Raw genomic sequence first — 20,830 nt, 5'->3', positions numbered from 1 at the left:
GAGGCACCACCACGACCTGGGTTCACCGCATGAGGGCGGCGTCGAGCCCTTCCCCGATGGTGTTGTGCCGGAACCGGAATCCCGCATTCTCGAGCACCGTGGGTATCGCGCGCTGTCCGGCCAGAACGCCTTCCTGCGCGAACTCTCCGACCAGCGCGCTGAGCGCGAACCCGGGAACGATCCACGGCGCGGGGCGGTGCAGCGTCCGCGCGACGGCGCCGTTGAACTGGGCGTTGGTGACGGGCGCCGGGCCGGTGACGTTCACGGGTCCGGCGACGTCGTCGCGGGCGAGGGCGAACTTGATCGCATCGACCTCGTCCTCCAACGAGATCCACGACAGGTACTGGCGTCCGTTGCCGAGCCGGCCGCCGAGCCCGAACGAGTACAGGGTCTTCAGCCTGCCGAGCAGGCCGCCGTGGGGGGAGAGGACGATGCCGCTCCGCAGCAGAACCGTCCGGGTCTTCGAGGTGCGGGCGGGGGCGGTCGCGGCCTCCCAGTCGCGGCAGGTGTCCGCGAGGAAACCTGTCCCGGAGGGCGAGGTCTCGTCGACGACCCGGTCGCCGGTGTCGCCGTAGTAGCCGACCGCGCTCGCATTCACGAACACGGGCACCCCGGCCTCGGCGACACCCTCGGCCAGGACGTCGGTGGCGGCGATGCGGCTGTCCCGGATCAGTTGCTTGTACGCCCCGGTCCAGCGTTTGTCGCCGACCCCGACGCCGCACAGATTCACGACCGCGTCGGCGTCCGCGAGGATCCCCGTGTCGATCCGGTCCTTCTGCGGATCCCAGCGCGACTCGTCGGGACCCGCGGACGACCGGCGGACGAGGCGGACGACGTCGTGACCGTCGCCGCGGAGAGACGAGACGAGAGCGGTGCCAATCAGCCCGGAGGAACCGGCGATGACCACTCGCATGTGCAACAGCCTCCTTCACAGCGCAGGGGCACCATCCCTGCTGGAAATGGTGCCCCTGCGAAACTACGTTCGGCTCGAAGTCCGGTGACGATCAGAGGCCGAGGTCGGCCTCGAACGCTCCCTGCTCCAGACGCTGCTTGATGGTGGTCAAGAAGCGGCCGGCGTCGGCACCGTCGACGAGGCGGTGATCGTAGGTGAGTGGCAGGTAGCACATCGAGCGGACGCCGATGCTTTCACTGCCGGACTCGTCGGTCACGACCACGGGACGCTTGACGATCGCACCGGTTCCGAGCATCGCGGCCTGCGGGGGCACGAGGATCGGGGTGTCGAACAGGGCGCCCTGGCTGCCGATGTTCGTGATCGTGAACGTTCCACCCGACAGCTCGTCCGGCTTGAGCCCACCGGAGCGGGCGCGCTTGGCGATGTCCGCGATGGCGCGGGCCAGTCCGGCCAGCGACAGGTCGCCGGCGTTGTGGATCACGGGGGACAGCAGGCCCTGGTCGGTGTCGACCGCGATGCCCAGGTGCTCGGCGTCGTAGTAGGTGATCTGCTTGTTCGCCTCGTCGTAGCTGGCGTTGATGTTCGGGTGCGACTTCAGCGCCTCGACGACGGCCTTCGCGAAGAACGGGAGGAACGTGAGCTTGACGCCCTCGCGCTCGAGGAAGGTGTTCTTGGCCTGCGCGCGCAGGGCCGCGATCTTGGTGACGTCGACCTCGAAGGTCTGGGTGAGCTGCGCCGTGGACTGCAGCGACTCCCGCGTCTTCGTGGCGGTGATCTGGCGAATCCGGTTGGCCTTCTGCGTGGTTCCGCGCAGGTGCGCCAGTTCGGGGCGGACCCCGGCGGAGGCGGCTGCGGGAGCAGCGGCGGCGGCCGGTGCGGCAGCAGGCGCGGCAGCGGCGGCCGGTGCCTTCTTGGCCTCGGCGGCGGCGAGGACGTCCTGCTTGCGGATGCGGCCACCGACTCCGGTGCCCGTCACCGAGGACAGGTCGACGCTGTTGTCCGCAGCGAGCTTGCGCACCAGCGGGGTGACGTACGGGGTGCTGTCTCCGGACGTGGCCGCGGGAGCGGGTGCGGCGGCTGCGGGAGCCGGCGCGGATGCTGCCGGTGCCGGGGCACTCTTCGCGGGTTCGGGCTTCGCGGGTTCGGGGGCCGGAGCGGGCTTCGCGGGCTCGGGGGTCGGCTCGGGCTTCGGTTCCGCGGCCGGCTTGGCGGCGGGCGCACCCGAACCGATGACGGCGAGCTGACCGCCGACGGAGACGGTGTCGTCTTCCTCGGCGCTGATCTCGAGGAGCGTACCGGCGACGGGGGACGGGATCTCCGTGTCGACCTTGTCGGTGGATACCTCGACGAGCGGCTCGTCCACGGCGACCTCGTCGCCGACGGCCTTGAGCCAGCGGGTGACGGTGCCCTCGGTGACGGACTCGCCCAATTCGGGCATCTTCACGGCGGTGCCCTCGGCGGAACCGTTGCCGGATGCTGCGGGCGCAGGCTCGGCGGCAGGCGCCTCCGCGGCGGGAGCCGGCTCGGCGGCGGGCTCTTCGGCGGCGGGTGCGGGAGCGGAGTCGGAGGCAGGAGCCTCACCGGCGTCGCCGATCACGGCAAGCTCGCCACCGATTTCCACGGTGTCGTCTTCCTGAGCAACGATCTTGCTGAGAACGCCGGCCACGGGAGACGGGATTTCCGTGTCCACCTTGTCCGTGGAGACTTCGAGCAAGGGTTCGTCAACTTCGACCGTGTCTCCTTCCTGCTTGAGCCACCGCGTGACAGTTCCCTCGGTGACACTCTCACCAAGCGCTGGCATCTGGACGGAGAAGGCCATGTCTTTTGACTCCTCGACAGTTGTGTTCGGGTTGTTGAATTTTGTCGACTTGTGGTCGTGAACCATTGTGCTTCGAGATGCACGTGTCTTGCGTCTACTTGCAGGTAATTCCGATTCGTCGTCACCCACTCGCTGTGTCGGCGCTCCACATCTTTCCATTGATCCGGCGGGCGTGTCCGCCGAGGGGCACCCGTCGGGGACTCCGGTGTGTCGCGACGTAATCGCTACCGGCCAGTAGTTTTCGTGTGCGGCGGAAACCGGGCGTTCGCTGGCAAACTTGGAGGACAGTCGCAGGCATCGTCCGGCGCACGCACTCGAGGAGGCTCGACGTGGGCTTGTTCGACCGATTCTCGCGGCCTCGGTCCGGCCGATCTCAGGCGTCCCCGGAGGACGTCGCATATCTCGCGAACTGGACTCGCACGCACCTCGGTGTGGAGGGCTACGTGGAACCTCGGACGACAGTGACGGAAGTCACTGTCGTGCTCGTCGCGGCGGACGGCGAGTGGACCCGGCGCCGGGTGGGCGGTGAACGTGGCGCCCGCAAACTCGGCGAGGATCTCCGCATCCCCGTGTACGACGTCCGCAAGACCGGCTACCCGCAGCGGATGCGTGACCACGACGCGCGGCGCCGCATCGAGCGGAAGCGGGAACGCGAGCGCGACCTGTAGGCCCTTCGGGCCCGTGCGCCTTTCTGGTAGCCGGAGCAACCAGAAAGGCGCACGGGCGCGGAGCGCCTATCCGTTGGCGGCGATGTCCTCGATCACCGAGATCATGGTGCGCACGGGCACGCCGGTGCCGCCGCGGCCGGTGTATCCCCACGGTCCCGACGAGTTGTAGGCCGGTCCGGCGACGTCGATGTGTGCCCACTGGACGCCGTCGGCGACGAACTCCTTCAGGTACAGGGCCGCCGCGAGCATGCCGCCCCAGCGATGGTTGGTGACGTTGGCGAGGTCGGCGACCTTCGAATCGAGGTCCGAGCGCAGTTCGGCGGGCATCGGCATGGCCCACGCGTTCTCGCCGATCTCCTGGGAGATGGCGGCGACGCGGTCGCGGAACTCGTCGGTGCCCATGACACCGGGCGTCCGGTTGCCCAGCGCCACCATCTGCGCGCCGGTGAGGGTCGCGGTGTCGATGAGGTAGTCGGGGTCGTCCTCGCATGCGCGGACGATGGCGTCGGCGAGGACGAGGCGTCCCTCCGCGTCGGTGTTGATGACCTCCACCGTGGTTCCGCCGTACTGGGTGAGGACGTCGCCGGGACGCTGCGCGGTGGACGACGGCATGTTCTCGGCCATCGGCACGGTGGCGGTGACGTCGACGGGCAGTCCGAGCTTGGCGGCGAGGACCACGGTGGCGACAACGGCTGCGGCGCCGCCCATATCGGACGTCATGTTCTCCATGCCTGCGGCGGGCTTGATGGAGATGCCGCCGGTGTCGAACGTGATGCCCTTGCCGACGAGCGCGACCTTGGGGGCGTTGCGCTTCTTGGCCGAATAGGTCAATCGGACGAGTCGCGGCAGCCGGGAGGAGCCCTTGCCCACCCCGAGGATGCCGCCGTACCCGTTCTTTTCGAGCGCCTTCTCGTCGAGGACCTCGACCTTCAGTCCGGCGTCGGTGCCGAGAGTCTTTGCGCGGTCGGCGAATTCGGCGGGGAACAGGTGGCTCGGGGGAGTGTTGACGAATTCGCGGGCGGTGGCGACGGCGTCGGCGATCGCCGCGGACCGTGTGAGGGTCTCCTTCGCCTCCTTCGCGCGCGGAGACGAGACCAGCAGCTCCACCCGCGAGACGGGCTGTGCGTCGGGGCCGGGGGCGGATTTCGCGGACTTGAATTCGTTGAAGCGGTACGCGCCGAGGGCGAAACCTTCGGCTGCCGCACCGAGATCGAGTACCGACAGGGTGGTCGCGACGGTGCCGACGCCACTGAGCGATCGCGCCGCGGCGCCCGCGGACTTGCGGATCTGCTCGGAGTCGAGCTTCTCGGCGGAACCGAGTCCGACGGCGAGCACGCTGTCGACCGGAAGCGTGTCGGGTGCGGGGATGCGGGTCGTCTCCTCCGCCTTGCCGGAGGCCCCCACCGCGACGAGTGTGTCGAGCAGACCGGCCAGCACCGATTCGTCGACGAGGCCGTCGCCGAGCGCGATTTCGGGGCCGTCCGAGGTCGACGTCAGCCCGATCACCAGCACGTCCACCCGCTTGCCGACGGTGCCGGCGAGGGCGAGTTGTGGTCCGAGGGGTCGGGCTGTGTGAGTGCTCACGGTGTCTCTCCTGCAGCGGTTCGGGATCGGGTGGTGTCGGATGGTCGACGTCCGTCCCGATGGTAGTGCTCGTCCGCCGTCGCCTACCCGGTGCGCCCTGGGGTCGGATAAGTTGAGGCCCATGACCGAGGAGCAGTTGTCGCAGGGTCCCGTCCACGCCGTTCACGTCGAACTCGGGGCCACGTTCGCTCCCTTCGGCGGCTGGGAGATGCCCGTCTCGTACGCCGGTGTCGTCGCCGAGCACACCGCGGTGCGCGAGTCGGTAGGGGTGTTCGACGTCAGCCACCTCGGCAAGGCCCTCGTGCGGGGCAGCGGCGCCGCCGCCTTCGTCAACTCGGCGCTGACCAACGATCTCGACAAGATCGGGCCCGGCAAGGCGCAGTACACGCTGTGCTGCACGCCGTCGGGCGGCGTGATCGACGACCTGATCGCCTACTTCGTGAGCCCCGACGAGGTGTTCCTCGTCCCCAACGCGGCCAACACCGCGGACGTGGTCGCGGCACTGGCCGCCACGGCGCCCGAGGGTGTCACGGTGGAGAACCAGCACCGGGACTTCGGTGTGATCGCCGTCCAGGGTCCGAAGTCGGCCGAGGTGCTCACCGCGCTCGGCCTGCCGACGGACATCGAGTACATGGCCTTCGCGGACGCCACCTGGGACGGGGTTCCCGTCCGCGTCTGCCGCAGCGGGTACACCGGTGAGATCGGATTCGAACTGCTGCCGCGCTGGGAGGACAGCGAGACGCTGTTCCGGGCCGCGGTCGAGCAGGTCCGCGCGCACGGCGGCCAGGTCGCCGGTCTCGGTGCCCGGGACACGTTGCGCACCGAGATGGGTTACCCATTGCACGGTCACGAACTGTCCCTGGAGATCTCCCCGCTCGAGGCGCGATGCGGCTGGGCGATCGGGTGGAAGAAGCCGAAGTTCTGGGGCAAGGAGACGCTCACCGACGAGAAGGAGTCCGGCCCGGCGCGCAAGCTGTGGGGCATCAAGGCACTGGACCGCGGGGTACTCCGAGCCGGTCAGACCGTGCTGCGCGACGGCGAGTCGATCGGCGAGACCACGTCGGGCACGTTCTCGCCCACGCTCAAGGCCGGGATCGCATTGGCATTGCTCGACTCCGGAGCCGGCGTGTCGGCGGGAGACGAGATCGCCGTGGACGTCCGGGGGCGCTCGCTGCGCGCCGAGGTGGTGTCTCCGCCGTTCGTGGAGATCAACACCAAGTAAGCGCCTGTCGCGGACGACCTGTCGGCCGTGGGGCGGCGGAAGGCGTTCGATAAGATCACGGGCATGACAGGTGTCACCGAGTTCGTTCGCATCCCGCATCCCGCCCTCACCTCCGACGAGGTACGGCGAGAGATACTGGCGGCGCCCGGATTCGGCCGGTACTTCACGGACCACATGGTGTCGATCACCTACTCCACGGAGCTCGGCTGGCACGACGCCAAGGTGGAACCGTACGGGCCGCTTCAGCTCGACCCCGCCGCGATGGTGCTGCACTACGGACAGGCCATCTTCGAGGGGCTGAAGGCGTACCGGCAGCCCGACGGCGGCATCTCGACGTTCCGCCTCGAGGCGAACGCCGAACGACTCGCGACGTCGGCTCGCCGTCTCGCGATGCCGGAACTGCCGGAGGAGTTGTTCGTCAAGTCGATCACCGAACTGCTCGAGCTGGACCACGAATGGGTGCCCGCCGCCGGTGGTGAGGACGCGCTGTACCTTCGCCCGTTCATGTTCTCCACCGAGGCCGGACTCGGGGTGCGTCCGGCCGACGAGTACCGCTACCTGCTGATCGCCTCGCCCGCAGGCGCCTACTTCCCGCGTGGTGTGAAGCCGGTCAGCGTGTGGCTGTCGACGGAGTACGTGCGCGCCGCACCCGGTGGCACCGGCGCCGCCAAGTTCGCGGGCAACTACGCGGCTTCGCTTCTCGCGCAGGCGCAGGCCGCCGACGAGGGATGCGACCAGGTGGTGTGGCTCGACGCGATCGAGCGGTCGTACGTGGAGGAGATGGGCGGCATGAACCTCTTCTTCGTGTTCGGCTCCGGTTCCGACGCCCGCCTCGTGACGCCGTCCCTGTCCGGTTCGCTGCTGCCGGGTATCACCCGCAACTCGCTGCTGACCCTCGCGACCGACGCCGGGTTCGCGGTGGAGGAGCGTCGGATCAGCACCGACGAATGGCGCACCAAGACCAAGTCGGGCGAGATCACCGAGGTGTTCGCGTGCGGTACGGCGGCGGTCATCACACCCGTCGGCCGGGTCAAGTCGGCCGAGGGTGAATTCACGATCGCCGACGGCGAGCCCGGCGAGGTCACCATGGCCCTGCGCGACACTTTGACCGGCATTCAGCGGGGAACGTTCGCCGACACCCACGGGTGGATGACCAAACTGCGCTGAGCTCGGTTCCGGCGGGTGCTCAGAAAGTGAGACCGATCGCCGCGACGGTGACGGTGATCTCGAGCGCGGCGCCGAGAACGTCGCCGTTCAGGCCGGCGAATCGCCGGACGCAGTGGGCCACCAGCAACGCGGTGAGCGTCAGCGCAACCGCCACGACGACCGGTCCCTGCCACCACGGCGAGGTGCACCACGCGGCCGCCGCAAGGAGCGGAACGGTCCAGGCGATGCCGGTCCACGGTGACTGGGTTTCGGCGACCAGTGCGCCGAAACCTTCCGTCGACGACGCGGGAATTCCGCGCCGGCAGGCGAAGACGACCGCCACCCGCCCAGCCGCCACGGCGACGGCGACGCACGCGAATTGTCCTGCGGCGGCGAGAGATCCGAACGCCAGTCCCTGCGCGCCCAGGCAGATCACCAGGGCGCACACCCCGAACGGGCCCGCACCGCCGCTGTGCATCACGGCCCGCGCCCGCTCCGGCGGCCCGTAACAGCCGAGCCCGTCGACCGTGTCGGACAGACCGTCGATGTGCATGCCCCGGGTGGCGAGAGCGTGTGCACCCACCGTCATCAGGCCGGCGAGGGCGGGGTCGAGACCGGCGGACACGAGCGCCCACAGCAGCCCCGCGGCCAGGACTCCCAGCGCGATCCCGGTCACCGGCGCCGCCCGGATCGCGCGGCGACCCGACACGCGGTCCACGGAATCCGGTCCGTGCAGGGGAAGAACTGTCAGCCAGGAGAACGCGAGCAGCACGCCCGACACGGTCAGCCCGCGGTATCGGCGGCGGAGCCGGTCTCGGTGCCGTCGCCGTCCTCGGCGTCGCGGGTGCTGACGCCGGCCTCAGCGAACGTCGCCATCTCCGCGAGCGTGGCGACGGCGCCCTGCAGGATCGGCAGTGCGGTGACGGCCCCGGACCCCTCGCCGAGCCGCATGTCGAGTTCGAGGAGAGGGTCGAGTTGCAGATGCTTCAGCGCGATCGTGTGTGCCGGTTCCGTGGAACGGTGACCGGCCAGCCACCACGCGCGGGCGCCGTGCGCGAGTTCCTCCGCGACCATGGCGGCCGCGGTCACGACGACGCCGTCGAGAATCACCGGGGTCTTGCGGGCGGAGGCCTGGGCGAGGAAGCCGGCCATCGCGGCGAGGTCGGCGCCCGACACCGTCCGCAGGAGCGCCACCGTGTCCCGGACCACCGGCCGGGCCCGGCGCATCGCGTCGCGGATCGCTGCCGTCTTCCGGATCCAGCCGGCGTCGTCGACACCGGTGCCCCGGCCGACCGCCGCCACCGGTTCGGTGTCCGTCAGCGCGGCGATGAGAACGGTGGCCGGTGTGGTGTTGCCGATTCCCATGTCGCCGGCGATCAACAGGTCTGCGCCGGAATCGATTTCGGAGTCGGCGATGGACCGTCCGGCCTCGATGGCCTGCAGTGTCTCCTCGTGGGTGAGCGCGTCCTCGCGGTCGATCGCCCCCGACGAGCGGCGGATTTTGAACGCGGACACCGACGGATCCGTGTCGCCGTCCACGGACAGGTCGACGACGCGCACGCTGGCGCCTGCCCGGTTCGCGAGAGCGTTGACGGCTGCCCCGCCGCCGACGAAGTTGGCCACCATCTGGGCCGTCACCTCGGGCGGATACGCCGAGACGCCGGTCCGGGCCACCCCGTGGTCACCGGCGAACACCACCACCCGCGCCCGCGCGAAGGGGACGGGCGGGCAGACGCCCTGGCAGGCCGCGGCCCAGCACGCGAGCGTCTCGAGGCGTCCGAGCGAGCCGGCCGGTTTGGTGAGCTGCAGCTGACGGGCTTCGGCCTGTGCGCGCACCCCTTCGTCGGGTGGGGTGACGGGTTCGAACCGACCGGGGTCGGTGCTCACGGACTCGCTGGTCACGCTTGGCCTCTCGCTCGAGTGGACACTTCTGGCCCGCGCGACTCACGTGCGGGATCATCTTTCAAGATCATGGTCAGCCCGGCGACGACGAGGACGACGCGATCGCAGACCTGGGCGAGTCGCGCGTTGAGGGCGCCGATCTCGTCGCGGAACAGGCGACCGGACCGGGTCTCGGGAATGACACCGAGACCCACCTCGGGAGTCACCAGCACGAGTGCGCCGCGGTAGTCGCGGACGCTCGCGACGAGTTCGTCCGTGCGTGAGGTGATGGTGCCCCGCGGCGATTCCCAGGCTGCGGCGCCGTCGAGTTCGACGGTGAGCCAGGTGCCGAGATCGTCGACGAGGGTGGCCGCGGCCTCGGTGGGAGAACGCAGCTGGTCGGCGAGGTCGAGCCGGTGCGCGGTTTCCACGGTGAGCCAGCTGCCGGGACGTCGATCGCGGTGGTGAGCGATGCGGTGTTCCCAGTCGTGGTCGTCGGGGTCGCGGTGACTGGTGGCGACGTAGCGCACCCGGCCCGCCCCGGCCAGGGCCTGCGTCAGTTCCTCGGCGTGAGCGGATTTTCCGGAGCGTGCACCGCCGAGCACCAATGTTCGCGACGTCTGGTTCGGACGGCTCGGGCGGTCCGGGGAATCGGCGGTGGGCACGGAGGGAAACGCTACCAACCCACGGGAGTGGCAGTATTTTGACGAAGAACGTCAATTCCGCCACTGTTGGCGGGAAGTGAATGGGCGGAAAATTTCAGCCATGACCGAATTCCTCGTCCTCGTTGCACTTCTCCTCGTGCTGCATGCGGCCGTGATGTACGCCGGTCGGCACCTGGGTCCACTCCCGCCGCGACTGCGGAAAAGCTACCGCGACAACTTCTTCCGACCGGCTGATCCCATGACCGACCTGTCGTACGACCGCGACGCCGAACTGGGGCGGCTGCTCGCCGAGACGCACCGCGCGCCCCACAACTGACCGTCAGATGGCGTCGCCGGGGCGCACCCGCGGCTTGGGGGCGCGCAGCTTGCGGATCTGCGACGCACGCACGAACGCATACCACCCGAGCTTGAAACCGCCGTCGGGGGTGTCCGGGAAACGCTCCCTCACCTGATTGTTGATCTTGCGGCCCAGCCAGACGCCCTCGATGGCCATGAACATCATCATGATGAGCATGGCAAGCGTCACGATCGCCTGCAGCGCCGGGCTGACGAACATGGCCATGATGAGAACCAGGGCCAGCGGCATGAACAGGCCGACGAGGTTGCGCCGGGCGTCGACGATGTCCCGGACGTACGCGCGGACCGGGCCCTTGTCGCGGGGGAGGAGGTACTTGTCCTCGCCGGCGAGCATGCGGGCGCGTCGCTCGGCGGCGGTGGCGCGTCGCTCCGCCGCGGCGACCTTGCGCTCTTCCTTGCTGCCGCGGGTGGCCTTCTTACGGGCGCGTGCCTCTTTCGCCGTCAGGGGTGCGGGCGCGACCGGTCCACGTCGCTTCGCCTCGGCGTCGCGTCGCTTGGGGGTCGGGCGGCCCTTGCCTGCCTGTTCGGCGGACTCCGCCTCCGAGGCCGTGGACGACTCGGCGACCTCGACGTCCCGCTTGTCTGAATTGTCCGAATCACCGCGGCGTAGCAATTTCACCCTTCCAGAGTATGGGAAGACGCCACCGGGAGGAAAACCGCCCTCACATCGAAATGCCGGGTCGCGCCCGTCGCCATACACTTCGCCGATGCGAGTGATGATCGCACCGGACTCCTTCGGTGAAACGCTGACCGCCGTCGAGGCGACCGCCGCGATCGCGGCGGGATGGTCGGCGGTGCGCCCGGACGACCAGCTGATCGAGGCGCCGCAGTCCGACGGTGGCCCCGGATTCGTGGACGTGATCGCCGCGGCGGGTGGCACCGTCCGCACCGCGGTCGTGGAAGGGCCGCTCGGCGCCGACGTCACCGCTCGCTGGCTCCTCGACGGCACCGACGCCTACCTCGAATCCGCCCAGGCCTGCGGACTCGGACTGCTGGGCGGACCGCCGACGCCCCGCACCGCCCGCGACGCACACAGTCGAGGCGTCGGTCAACTCGTCGTGGCGGCCCTCGACGCCGGAGCGCGCAGAATCGTCGTCGGTCTCGGCGGCAGCAGCTGCACCGACGGCGGCCGCGGCCTCGTCGAAGCACTCGCGCAGGGGTTCGGGAGCGCGGACGCCGCCGTCGCCCGCCTGCGTTCGGTGGAACTGGTCGCCGCGTCCGACGTCGAGCACCCGTTGCTCGGCGAGCACGGCGCCGCCCGCGTGTTCGGACCGCAGAAGGGTGCCGACCCCGACACCGTCGCCTTCCTCGAGGACCGGAACGCCGCGTGGGCGGGGCAACTGCAGCGGGTGACGGCCCGGGAGGTCGCCGCCGAGGCCGGAGCCGGCGCCGCCGGTGGCATCGGCGCCGCGCTGCTCGCCCTCGGCGCGACCCGCGAATCCGGTGCTCAGGTGGTTGCTCAGCGCACCCGGCAGGACCGCCAACTCGCCTCCGCCCAGCTCGTGATCACCGGCGAAGGCCGCCTCGACCAGCAGTCGCTGCGCGGGAAACTCGTGATCGCGCTCGCCGCTGCCGCCCGCCGGCGGTCGATCGCGACGCTCGTCCTTGCCGGGCAGGTCCTCCTCGACGCCGCGGACCTCGACAGCGCGGGCATCGACGACGCATTGTCCTTGGTCGATCACGCGGGATCGACCGAACTCGCGATGTCGGACGCATACGCGCAGCTGAGAGACCTCGCGGCGGCCGCAGCCCGGGGGTGGGAAGGTGCGGCCGCAGGGTAGTAACCCGAATCCGTGACGTCGGATACCATGGACGTGGATCGATCTGCGGACGCTGCCGCAGGGAATGGAACCCGGGAATAAGTCGGGCGCGGAGTACCGTTGAAGCGTTCACGGGTTTGTTACGAACTACAGGGAGAGCCCATGACTGTGCAGAACGAGACCGCCGTCCACGGCGTCAAGATGACCGAAGCCGCGTCCGCCAAGGCGAAGGCGCTGCTCGATCAGGAAGGTCGCGACGACCTCGCACTGCGTATCGCCGTGCAACCCGGCGGCTGCGCAGGACTGCGTTACCAGCTGTTCTTCGACGACCGGAACCTGGACGGCGACCTGATCGTGGACTTCGGTGGCGTCGCCCTCGCGGTGGACCGGATGAGCGCGCCGTACGTCGAGGGTGCCTCGATCGACTTCGTCGACACCATCGAGAAGCAGGGTTTCACCATCGACAACCCCAACGCGACCGGTTCGTGCGCCTGCGGCGACTCCTTCAACTGAGTCCCAGGCCGAAGTACAACTGAATCGACAAGTCTGACGCGGCGCCGACCGGCTGCCGCGTCAGACTTTTTTCGTGCCCGATCTCCACGTACCCGGGTCCCGTGCTGCCGACCGATCATGGTGGTACTCCGGGGTACGGTGAGAAATCCCGACCGAACTCATCGAAAGGCATCCGCCCGTGACAATTGCGGTAACCGGTTCCATCGCCACCGACCACCTGATGCGGTTTCCGGGCCGGTTCGCCGAGCAACTGCTCGCCGATCAGCTCAGCCACATCTCGTTGAGCTTCCTGGTCGACGACCTCGTAGTCCGGCGCGGGGGAGTGGGCGGCAACATCGCCTACGCCATGGGCGTCCTCGGTGGATCTCCGCTGCTGGTCGGGGCTGTCGGAGCCGACTTCGCGGACTACCGCCGGTGGCTCGAGAGCAACGGCGTCGACTGCACCGCCGTCCGGATCTCGACCACCGCGCACACCGCGCGTTTCGTGTGCACCACCGACGAGGACATGGCGCAGATCGCCTCGTTCTACCCCGGTGCGATGAGTGAGGCCCGCGAGATCCAGCTGTCCGGGATCGCGCAGGACGCCGAACCGCTCGAGCTGGTCCTCATCGGCGCCAACGACCCCGAGGCGATGATCCGCCACACCGAGGAATGCCGCCGGCAGGGCATCCCCTTCGCCGCCGACCCTTCGCAGCAACTCGCCCGACTGAACGGCGAGGAGGCGGCGGCGCTGATCCACGGCGCAAAATACCTGTTCACGAACGAGTACGAATGGGGACTGCTGCAGCAGAAGACCGGACTGTCCGAAGAGGAGATCCGCGCTCAGGTCGGTGTCCGCGTCACCACGCTCGGTTCCAAGGGCGTCGAGATCGTCGATTCCGAGGGCAACTGGACCCGCGTCGCCGTCGTCCCCGAGAAGGCGAAGGTCGACCCGACCGGTGTCGGTGACGGATTCCGGGCCGGATTCCTCCTCGCGCACAGCGCGGGCCTGAGTTTCGAGCGCTCCGCACAGCTGGGGTCGCTGGTGGCCGTGCTCGTACTGGAGACCGTCGGAACCCAGGAATGGACGTTCGACCGCGACGAGGCCGTCAAGCGCCTCGCAGACGCCTACGGATCCACCGCGGCCGACGAGATCGCTGCCGTCCTGCCGTAACAGGCGGCTCCGCCGCCCGTGCGCCTTTTTGGTAGCGCCAACTACCAAAAAGGCGCACGGGCGCGAAGCGCCTACAGCGAGACCGGGTACGCCGGCTCGGCGATCTCCGGAACGATGCGGTTCTCGACGAAGATGCCGTGCCAGACCATGAAGATCAGCACGGTCCACAGGCGACGGCTGTGGTCGGACACGCCGTCCCGGTGGTCGTTCAGCATCTTCGTGATCGCGGCCTTGTCGAGCAGGTGATCGGTGCCCGACGCCGCGATCTGCTCATGTGCCCAATCGAACAGTTCCGTGCCGCGCAGCCAGTGCCGCAGCGGCACCGGGAAGCCCAGCTTCGCCCGATGGAGCACGTGCCCGGGCACGATGCCCTCCAGTGCCTGACGCAGCGCGTACTTGGTGGTGCTCTTGGTGATCTTCTGATCCAACGGCACCTGCGACGCCACCTTGAAGACCTCGGGATCGAGGAACGGCACCCGCAGTTCGAGCGAGTTGGCCATGGTCATCTTGTCGGCCTTGACGAGGATGTCGCCGCGCAACCACGTGAACAGGTCCAGGTGCTGCATCCGGGCCACCGGATCCCACCCCTGCGACTGCGCGTAGATCGGGTCGGTGACGTCGCGGTGCGTCCACTCCGGCCGGAAGTCGCGCAGGACGGCGCGCAACTGTGCGTCGTTGAAGCTGCGCGCGTTGCCGTAGTACCGCTCTTCCAGGGTCAGTGAACCGCGGTTGAGCAGGCTCTTTCCCCGGGTGCCCTCGGGGATGCGCTCGGACAGCTTCCCGGCGGCCCGCCGCAGGCCCTTGGGCAGGTACTCGAACGGCTTGAGCGAAATCGGCTCGCGGTAGATGGTGTACCCGCCGAACAGCTCGTCGGCGCCCTCACCGGACAGCACGACCTTGACGTGCTTGCGCGCCTCCTTGGCCACGAACCACAGCGGAACCAGTGCGGGATCGGCAACCGGATCGTCGAGGTACCACACGATCTCGGGGATGGCGGCGGCGAACTCGGACGGGCTCACCACCTTCACCACGTGGCGCGCGCCGATCGCTTCGGCGGATTCGGCTGCGACGTCGACCTCGGAGTAGCCCTCGCGCTCGAAACCGGTGGTGAACGTGATCAGGTTCGGGTTGTGGCGCATCGCGAGCGCCGCGATTGCCGTCGAGTCGATGCCGCCCGACAGGAAGGACCCGACCGTGACGTCGGCGCGCATGTGCTTGGCGACCGAATCCTCGAGCGCCTCGGCGATCTCGCGGTAGCGGGCCTGCTCGGTGCCCGCGGCGAACGGACGCACCGGGAACGTGGGCGCGAAATAGCGGGTGATCACGGGTTCTTCGCCCGGGCGCACACGTGCGAAGCAACCGGACTCGAGGCGGCGGATCTGCTTGTGGAGGGTTTCCGGCTCCGGCACGTACTGAAGGACGGTGTAATGCTCGACGGCCCGCGGATCGAGTTCGGTGCCGATGCCGATCAGGCTCGCCAGCTCCAGCAGACTCTTCTTCTCGCTACCGAATGCGGTGCCGCCGGTGCCTGTCGCCAGGAAGAGCGGCTTGATCCCGAACGGATCGCGCGCGATGAACAGCTCCCGCGTCTCCGTGTCCCAGATCGCGAACGCGAACATGCCGCGCAGACGACGGACGGCGTCCTCGCCCCAGTAGTGGAACGCGGCGACGATGGACTCGCTGTCACCCTCTGTGACGAACTGCGCACCGAACTGCTCGGCGAGTTCGGCCCGAACCTCGAGGTAGTTGTAGATCTCGCCGTTGAACGTCAGCGCGTAGCGTTCCGGATTCTCCGCCGGACCCCACCGCAAAGGCTGGTGGGAGTGTTCGATGTCGATGATCGACAGCCGATTGAACCCGAAGACCAGGTGGTCGTCGTGCCAGGTCCCGTGCTCGTCCGGCCCACGGTGCCGCAGGCAGTGCATTGCCTGGTCGACCTGTGAGACGGCGTTGTCGCTGGTTTCTCCAGAGGTCAGTAGCCCGAGCAGTCCGCACACAGCGTCTGGTACCTCAATTCAGAATCTTGGAAGGCTCCACGAGGTGGAGTGGTCAGGGATCTCTGCCGGAAAGTATGCCGCAGATTCCCGGAGCGTCCGGTTCGGGCCGCCGGTGACGGTGCCCCGGCTCGAACAGCGACACCGCCGCGGCACCGGCAGCGACACGTCGCCCGACCCGAGGATGGAGAGCCGCCGCCTTTGGTCTACGCTGCGTAGTAATTGGGCCTTCCCATCGGGTGTGCCCTAGTGGAATTTGCGGCGATCAGGAAGGCGTGAACGTGGCGCAAGGTCGGATCCTTCGGCGGGCAGGGTTGGCAGTATCTTTGGGCATTGCTGCCTTGCTGCTGTCGGGTTGTTCAATCGACAACGAGGTGCTTCGTTTCGGGTGGCCTTCGGGCGTAACCCCGCAGGCGCACCGCATGCGTGAACTGTGGACCTGGTCGGTCATCGCCGCCCTCGTCATGGGTGTGCTGGTGTGGGGACTCACCTTCTGGGCGGTGATCTTCCACCGTAAGAAGAAGGACTCACCCGAGTTCCCGCGGCAGACGGCATACAACGTGCCGCTCGAGCTGGCGTACACCGCGGTTCCGTTCGTCATCATTGCCGTGCTGTTCTACTTCACGGTGGTCGTGCAGAACCATGTCCTCGAGAAGGAGGACAACCCCAACGTGGTGGTGGATGTCACTGCGTACCAGTGGAACTGGAAGTTCGGCTACCGCTCCATCGACCTCGGCGAGGGTGGCGGCAAGTACGACGGCGTCGATCAGGAAGCGCAGGCTGCGGTCGAGTCCGCACCGGCATCCGAGGCGGAGGCAGAGGGTGAGCACGCCCAGCCCGGACCGATCCACGGCAAGACCCCGCAGGACCTGTCCTACCTGCACTACGACAAGATCGAGACGATCGGCTCGAGCAACGAGATCCCGATCCTCGTCCTGCCGACCGGCAAGCGGATCCAGTTCGAACTGGCCTCGGCCGATGTCATCCACGCCTTCTGGGTGCCGGAGTTCCTGTTCAAGCGCGACGTGAACCCGAACCCGAAGGAGAACCACTCCGACAACGTCTTCCAGATCAGTGAGATCGAGAAGGAAGGTGCCTTCGTCGGGCGCTGCGCCGAGATGTGCGGCACGTTCCACGCGATGATGAACTTCGAGGTTCGCGCCGTGAGCCCCGACAAGTTCGCGCAGTACATCGAGCTGCGCAAGCCGGCGAGCGAAGGCGGCCGGGATCTGACCACGGCGGAGGCTCTGCAGGCCATCGGCGAGTCCCCGGTTGCGACGTCGACGTCTCCCTTCACCACCGATCGCGGCTACAAGCAGGCGAGCGGTGTCGAAGGTAACTGAACCTGCTGCTGATACCTCACTGACCAAGGACAAGTGCTGATATGAAGATCGAAGCCAAGCTCTTCGAGATCCTGACGGTATTCTTCATTCTCGTCGCGATCGTCTACGGCGTCTTCACCGCCGTTTCACGAACCGGTATCGAGTGGGCGGGTCTGACGGGCATCTGCCTGTCGGCGGGACTGACGCTGATCATCGGAACGTACTTCCGGTTCGTTGCCCGTCGACTCGACACCCGTCCCGAGGACTACGAGGACGCGGAGATCGCCGACGGCGCAGGCGACCTGGGATTCTTCAGCCCCGGTAGCTACTGGCCGATCCTGCTCGCCGCTTCTGCCGCCTTCGTCGCAGTCGCGATGGCGTTCTTCCAGCCGTGGATGATCGTGGTCGCCGTGATTGCGGTTCTCGCGGCCGCTGCGGGTCTCGTCTTCGAGTACTACGTCGGGCCCGAGAAGCACTAGTTCCACCCACAGTCGGACCGCGGAGGCGCCGAATCCCACCGGGATTCGGCGCCTCCGCTTTGCCGTCACTAACGGGCCGGGCCTGCCGCCGCGGCGAGGAGCGCCGACGCCTGATCGGATGCGAGTCGCACCGCCTCGGGGAACACCTGCAGCCCGTGTGAGACCAGTGCCCCTTCGTGGAGCAGCATGACGGTGCGTGCGAGTGTCTCCGGGTCGCGCACCGACGCGTCCCGGCACACGCCGGTGAACAGGTCGAGCATCCACCGCTTCTGGCCGACGATGACGGCGTACGCCGGATGTGCCGGGTCGCTGATCTCCGCGTGCGCGTTGACCATGCTGCACCCCTTCGCGCTGTTCTCCGCGGTCCACTCCCGGGATGCGTCGAAGATCGCCGTCAGGCGCCGTCCGGGGGAGTCGCCGGCGGTGTCGAGATGGCCGGCGAGAAACGCCCGCCACCGTTCGTCCCGGTCGGCGAGGTACTCGACGACAATCTGTTCCTTCGAACCGAAACGGTCGTAGAGCGTCTTCTTCGTGACACCGGCCTCGGTGGCGATGAGATCCACGCCGACCGCGTGGATTCCCCGCTCGTAGAAGAGGCGGCCGGCCGCGTCCAGCGCCCGCCTCGCTCCCGGTGTCAGCACGACGCGTCGCGGTGACGGCACAGATTCCATGACAAAAGTATACAGATCGGTATAGGTTGAAGAGGTATACCGATCTGTTTACTTAGGTGGTGGTCAAACGTGAATGCGCTTCTCGCCGTGATGTTCGTCCTGTGCTGGAGCTCCGGCTTCATCGGGGCCAAACTCGGCGCCGGGGACGCGGCCCCTCTGACCGTACTGACCTGGCGGTTCCTGCCGCTCGCCGTCGCACTTGCCCTGGCGGCCGCCCTGTTCGGACGCGCACGGTGGCGGGGACTCGGGTCCCGTGCGCTCGGCCGTCAGGTGACGGTCGGCGCGCTGTCGCAGACCGGATATCTGCTGACCGTCTACCAGGCGATCGGACTCGGCGTCTCGACCGGCACCACGGCACTGATCGACGGCACCCAGCCCCTGGTCGTCGCCGTGCTGGCCGGCCCGCTGCTGGGTCAGTACGTCGCGCCCCGGCAGTGGTGGGGGCTGCTGCTCGGACTGGCGGGGGTCGTGATCGTCACCGCAGGCGACGCCACCGCTGCGTCCGGGGTGTCCTGGTGGGCGTATCTCGTGCCGTTCGCCGGGATGCTGTCGCTGGTGGCCGCGACCTTCCTGGAGAGTCGCTCACCGACCGACACCGACCCCGTCGTGTCCATGATCGTGCACTGCGCGACCAGCGCCGTGCTCTTCATCGCCCTCGCCGCGTGCGCCGGACAGGTGTCGCCACCGCCGACGGCATCGTTCTGGTGGTCGGTGGCCTGGCTGATCGCCCTGTCCACGTTCGGCGGCTACGGCCTGTACTGGCTCGTGCTGCGTCGGAGTGGAGTCACCCGGGTCAATGCCCTGATGTTCCTGATGGCACCGGTGACGGCGATCTGGGGGACCGTGATGTTCGGCGAGCCGTTCGGGATCCTCACCGCGCTCGGTCTACTTCTGGGACTCGGGGCGGTCGCGCTCGTGTTCCGCCCACAGCCGCGGGGGAGGGGAGCGGGCACGCCCACAGACGAGCAGAGCCCCGAACCGGACGTGGTTCGGGGCTCTGCTCGGTTGCGGAGGTGAGGCTAGTGGGCCTCGCCGTTGCCGGACGATCCGTTGCCGGAAGCCGACGAACCGTTGCCGTGGGCGCGGTCCTGGTACTCCCGCAGCATCGTGAGCTGCTCGTGCTCGCCGTGGTGCAGGGCGTGCTCGAGAGCCAGGCTCTCCTCGACCGGGTCGGCCATGACGAGGCTGCCGGAACCGGGCTTGCCGGCGGAACCGAGCTTGTTCATCTTCTTCGGGACGGTCGCACCCTGGTACTCGAGCGGGATCGGATGACCGTGGCCGTCGACCGGGCCGAGCGGCTGGTGGATCTCGATGTACTGACCGTTCGGCATCCGCTTGATGATGCCGGTCTCGATGCCGTGCTCGAGAACCTCACGGTCGCTGCGCTGGAGACCCAGGCAGAACCGGTAGGCCACGAAGAAGGCGATCGGAGGCAGCAACACCATGCCGATGCGGCCGATCCACGTCATCGCGTTCAACGAGATGCTCAGGTGGTACGCGATGATGTCGTTGATGCAGGAGATCGTCAGGACGGCGTAGAACGCAATCGCCATCGCACCGATCGCGGTACGCACCGGAACGTCACGCGGACGCTGCAGCAGGTTGTGGTGAGCGTCGTCCTTGGTCAGACGCTTCTCGATCCACGGGTAGGCGATCAGCACCGTGAACACCAGACCCATGATCAACGCCACGGCGAACACCGACGGAATGGTGTAGCGGTCGAACAGGTAGATGTCCCACGCCGGCCACAGGCGGGCCAGGCCGTCCGTCCACATCATGTAGATGTCGGGCTGCGAACCTGCCGACACCTGCGACGGGTTGTAGGGGCCGATGGTCCAGACCGGGTTGATCTGCAGCACGCCACCCATCACGGCGAGCACACCGAACGTGATCGCGAAGAACGCACCCGACTTGACGGCGAACACCGGGAGGATGCGCACACCCACGACGTTGTTCTCCGTGCGGCCGGGGCCGGGGAACTGCGTGTGCTTCTGGTACCAGACGAGCGCGAGGTGACCGGCGATCAGGGCGAGGATGATGCCCGGGAACAGCAGGACGTGCGCGACGTACAGGCGGGGGATGATCAGGTCGCCGGGGAAGTCGCCGCCGAAGATCAGCCAGTGCATCCAGGTGCCTGCGATCGGGATGCTCAGCGTGATGCCGGAGAACGCGGCGCGCAGGCCCGTGCCGGACAGCAGGTCGTCGGGGATCGTGTAGCCGAAGAATCCCTCGAACATCGCCAGGATCAGCAGCAGGCAGCCGATGACCCAGTTGGCCTCACGCGGACGCCGGAAGGCGCCGGTGAAGAAGATGCGCATCAGGTGCACGACGATCGACGCCGCGAACATCAGCGCCGCCCAGTGGTGGATCTGACGGACGAACAGACCGCCGCGAACCTCGAACGAGATGTTCAGCGTGGTCTCGTACGCGCGGGACATCGTGACGCCGCGCAGCGGCTCGTACGCACCGTTGTAGACGACGTGCGCCATCGACGGGTCGAAGAACAGGGTCAGGTAGACACCGGAGATCAGCAGGATGACGAAGCTGTACAGCGCGATCTCGCCGAGCAGGAACGACCAGTGGGTGGGGAAGACCTTGTTGATCTGCCGCCGCATTCCCGCTGCGAGGTGGTAGCGCGAGTCCATCGCTTCGGCCTGGCCGGTGGCCATCGCGCTCAGTTTGG

General features: G+C 68.2%; 20 protein-coding genes. 10 read left to right on the top strand and 10 right to left on the bottom strand.

Annotation, left to right across the window (positions count from 1 at the left end):
* Positions 1-22 precede the first annotated feature (22 nt).
* Together ACLIVD_RS24630 and sucB are read right to left on the bottom strand one after the other, a co-directional pair.
* Positions 23-913, bottom strand: coding sequence for a TIGR01777 family oxidoreductase (locus tag ACLIVD_RS24630; protein WP_491930806.1), 891 nt, complete (start codon positions 911-913; stop codon positions 23-25).
* 91 nt (positions 914-1,004) lie between these two features.
* Positions 1,005-2,732 carry a 2-oxoglutarate dehydrogenase, E2 component, dihydrolipoamide succinyltransferase gene (gene sucB, locus ACLIVD_RS24625; RefSeq protein ID WP_283334230.1) on the bottom strand — a complete coding sequence of 576 codons (1,728 nt, stop codon included), beginning with the start codon at positions 2,730-2,732 and terminating at the stop codon, positions 1,005-1,007.
* A 329-nt stretch (positions 2,733-3,061) separates the two neighbouring features.
* Here sucB and ACLIVD_RS24620 point away from each other — a divergent pair, with 329 nt between their 5' ends.
* Entirely contained in the window at positions 3,062-3,400 is a 339-nt protein-coding gene (locus ACLIVD_RS24620; protein WP_283334231.1) for an oxidoreductase, read from the top strand.
* 66 nt (positions 3,401-3,466) lie between these two features.
* Here ACLIVD_RS24620 and ACLIVD_RS24615 read toward each other — a convergent pair whose 3' ends face one another.
* Entirely contained in the window at positions 3,467-4,984 is a 1,518-nt protein-coding gene (locus tag ACLIVD_RS24615) for a leucyl aminopeptidase (RefSeq protein WP_280782601.1), read from the bottom strand.
* Between the two features lie 121 nt (positions 4,985-5,105).
* On the opposite strand from ACLIVD_RS24615, the gene gcvT reads away from it, so the two are divergent.
* Both gcvT and ACLIVD_RS24605 read left to right on the top strand, forming a co-directional pair.
* Entirely contained in the window at positions 5,106-6,206 is a 1,101-nt protein-coding gene (gene gcvT / locus ACLIVD_RS24610) for a glycine cleavage system aminomethyltransferase GcvT (RefSeq protein WP_283334233.1), read from the top strand.
* A 63-nt stretch (positions 6,207-6,269) separates the two neighbouring features.
* Positions 6,270-7,373 carry a branched-chain amino acid aminotransferase gene (locus tag ACLIVD_RS24605; protein WP_317567664.1) on the top strand — a complete coding sequence of 368 codons (1,104 nt, stop codon included), beginning with the start codon at positions 6,270-6,272 and terminating at the stop codon, positions 7,371-7,373.
* A 19-nt stretch (positions 7,374-7,392) separates the two neighbouring features.
* On the opposite strand, the gene ACLIVD_RS24600 is transcribed toward ACLIVD_RS24605, so the two are convergent.
* The 3 genes from ACLIVD_RS24600 to cobU are packed head-to-tail and all read right to left on the bottom strand — an operon-like array spanning position 7,393 to position 9,898.
* Entirely contained in the window at positions 7,393-8,133 is a 741-nt protein-coding gene (locus ACLIVD_RS24600) for an adenosylcobinamide-GDP ribazoletransferase (RefSeq protein WP_283334235.1), read from the bottom strand.
* Between the two features lie 2 nt (positions 8,134-8,135).
* Entirely contained in the window at positions 8,136-9,254 is a 1,119-nt protein-coding gene (cobT, locus tag ACLIVD_RS24595; protein WP_283352582.1) for a nicotinate-nucleotide--dimethylbenzimidazole phosphoribosyltransferase, read from the bottom strand.
* Positions 9,251-9,898, bottom strand: coding sequence for a bifunctional adenosylcobinamide kinase/adenosylcobinamide-phosphate guanylyltransferase (gene cobU, locus ACLIVD_RS24590; protein WP_491930805.1), 648 nt, complete (start codon positions 9,896-9,898; stop codon positions 9,251-9,253). Before cobU ends, cobT begins: the two co-directional genes overlap by 4 nt.
* 100 nt (positions 9,899-9,998) lie before the next feature.
* Here cobU and ACLIVD_RS24585 point away from each other — a divergent pair, with 100 nt between their 5' ends.
* Positions 9,999-10,214: a hypothetical protein gene (locus ACLIVD_RS24585; RefSeq protein ID WP_280782596.1), complete on the top strand. Its 216-nt coding sequence runs from the start codon at positions 9,999-10,001 to the stop codon at positions 10,212-10,214.
* 3 nt (positions 10,215-10,217) lie between these two features.
* Here ACLIVD_RS24585 and ACLIVD_RS24580 read toward each other — a convergent pair whose 3' ends face one another.
* A complete protein-coding gene (locus ACLIVD_RS24580; RefSeq protein WP_025432893.1) occupies positions 10,218-10,874 on the bottom strand; it encodes a DUF3043 domain-containing protein in 657 nt (218 codons plus the stop codon).
* A gap of 88 nt (positions 10,875-10,962) precedes the next feature.
* On the opposite strand from ACLIVD_RS24580, the gene ACLIVD_RS24575 reads away from it, so the two are divergent.
* From ACLIVD_RS24575 to ACLIVD_RS24565, 3 genes are all read left to right on the top strand, one after another.
* Positions 10,963-12,036, top strand: a complete 1,074-nt coding sequence (locus ACLIVD_RS24575; protein WP_317567666.1) for a glycerate kinase family protein — start codon at positions 10,963-10,965, stop codon at positions 12,034-12,036.
* Between the two features lie 141 nt (positions 12,037-12,177).
* Positions 12,178-12,528: an iron-sulfur cluster assembly accessory protein gene (locus ACLIVD_RS24570; protein ID WP_005247725.1), complete on the top strand. Its 351-nt coding sequence runs from the start codon at positions 12,178-12,180 to the stop codon at positions 12,526-12,528.
* A 178-nt stretch (positions 12,529-12,706) separates the two neighbouring features.
* Positions 12,707-13,681, top strand: a complete 975-nt coding sequence (locus ACLIVD_RS24565) for a carbohydrate kinase family protein (RefSeq protein WP_283352580.1) — start codon at positions 12,707-12,709, stop codon at positions 13,679-13,681.
* A gap of 71 nt (positions 13,682-13,752) precedes the next feature.
* Here ACLIVD_RS24565 and asnB read toward each other — a convergent pair whose 3' ends face one another.
* Positions 13,753-15,678: an asparagine synthase (glutamine-hydrolyzing) gene (gene asnB / locus ACLIVD_RS24560; protein ID WP_283352579.1), complete on the bottom strand. Its 1,926-nt coding sequence runs from the start codon at positions 15,676-15,678 to the stop codon at positions 13,753-13,755.
* Between the two features lie 272 nt (positions 15,679-15,950).
* Between asnB and ctaC the strand changes: the two genes are divergently transcribed.
* Both ctaC and ACLIVD_RS24550 read left to right on the top strand, forming a co-directional pair.
* The gene (ctaC, locus tag ACLIVD_RS24555; RefSeq protein WP_043824202.1) at positions 15,951-17,018 is read left to right on the top strand and encodes an aa3-type cytochrome oxidase subunit II; all 1,068 of its coding nucleotides are present in this window, start codon (positions 15,951-15,953) and stop codon (positions 17,016-17,018) included.
* Between the two features lie 41 nt (positions 17,019-17,059).
* Complete coding sequence (locus ACLIVD_RS24550) at positions 17,060-17,476, top strand: cytochrome c oxidase subunit 4 (RefSeq protein ID WP_005573189.1); 417 nt, start codon at positions 17,060-17,062, stop codon at positions 17,474-17,476.
* Between the two features lie 68 nt (positions 17,477-17,544).
* On the opposite strand, the gene ACLIVD_RS24545 is transcribed toward ACLIVD_RS24550, so the two are convergent.
* Complete coding sequence (locus ACLIVD_RS24545) at positions 17,545-18,147, bottom strand: TetR/AcrR family transcriptional regulator (protein WP_283352578.1); 603 nt, start codon at positions 18,145-18,147, stop codon at positions 17,545-17,547.
* Between the two features lie 69 nt (positions 18,148-18,216).
* Here ACLIVD_RS24545 and ACLIVD_RS24540 point away from each other — a divergent pair, with 69 nt between their 5' ends.
* Positions 18,217-19,164: a DMT family transporter gene (locus tag ACLIVD_RS24540; RefSeq protein ID WP_317567669.1), complete on the top strand. Its 948-nt coding sequence runs from the start codon at positions 18,217-18,219 to the stop codon at positions 19,162-19,164.
* A gap of 2 nt (positions 19,165-19,166) precedes the next feature.
* Here the strand turns inward: ACLIVD_RS24540 and qcrB are convergent, their stop codons facing one another.
* Entirely contained in the window at positions 19,167-20,816 is a 1,650-nt protein-coding gene (gene qcrB, locus ACLIVD_RS24535) for a cytochrome bc1 complex cytochrome b subunit (protein ID WP_317567733.1), read from the bottom strand.
* Positions 20,817-20,830: the final 14 nt, after the last annotated feature.

The sequence above is a fragment of the Rhodococcus sp. G6(2025) genome (assembly GCF_058628105.1).
The sequence above is the reverse complement of the archived record's forward strand: the minus strand, read 5'-3'. Positions and strand labels throughout refer to the sequence as shown.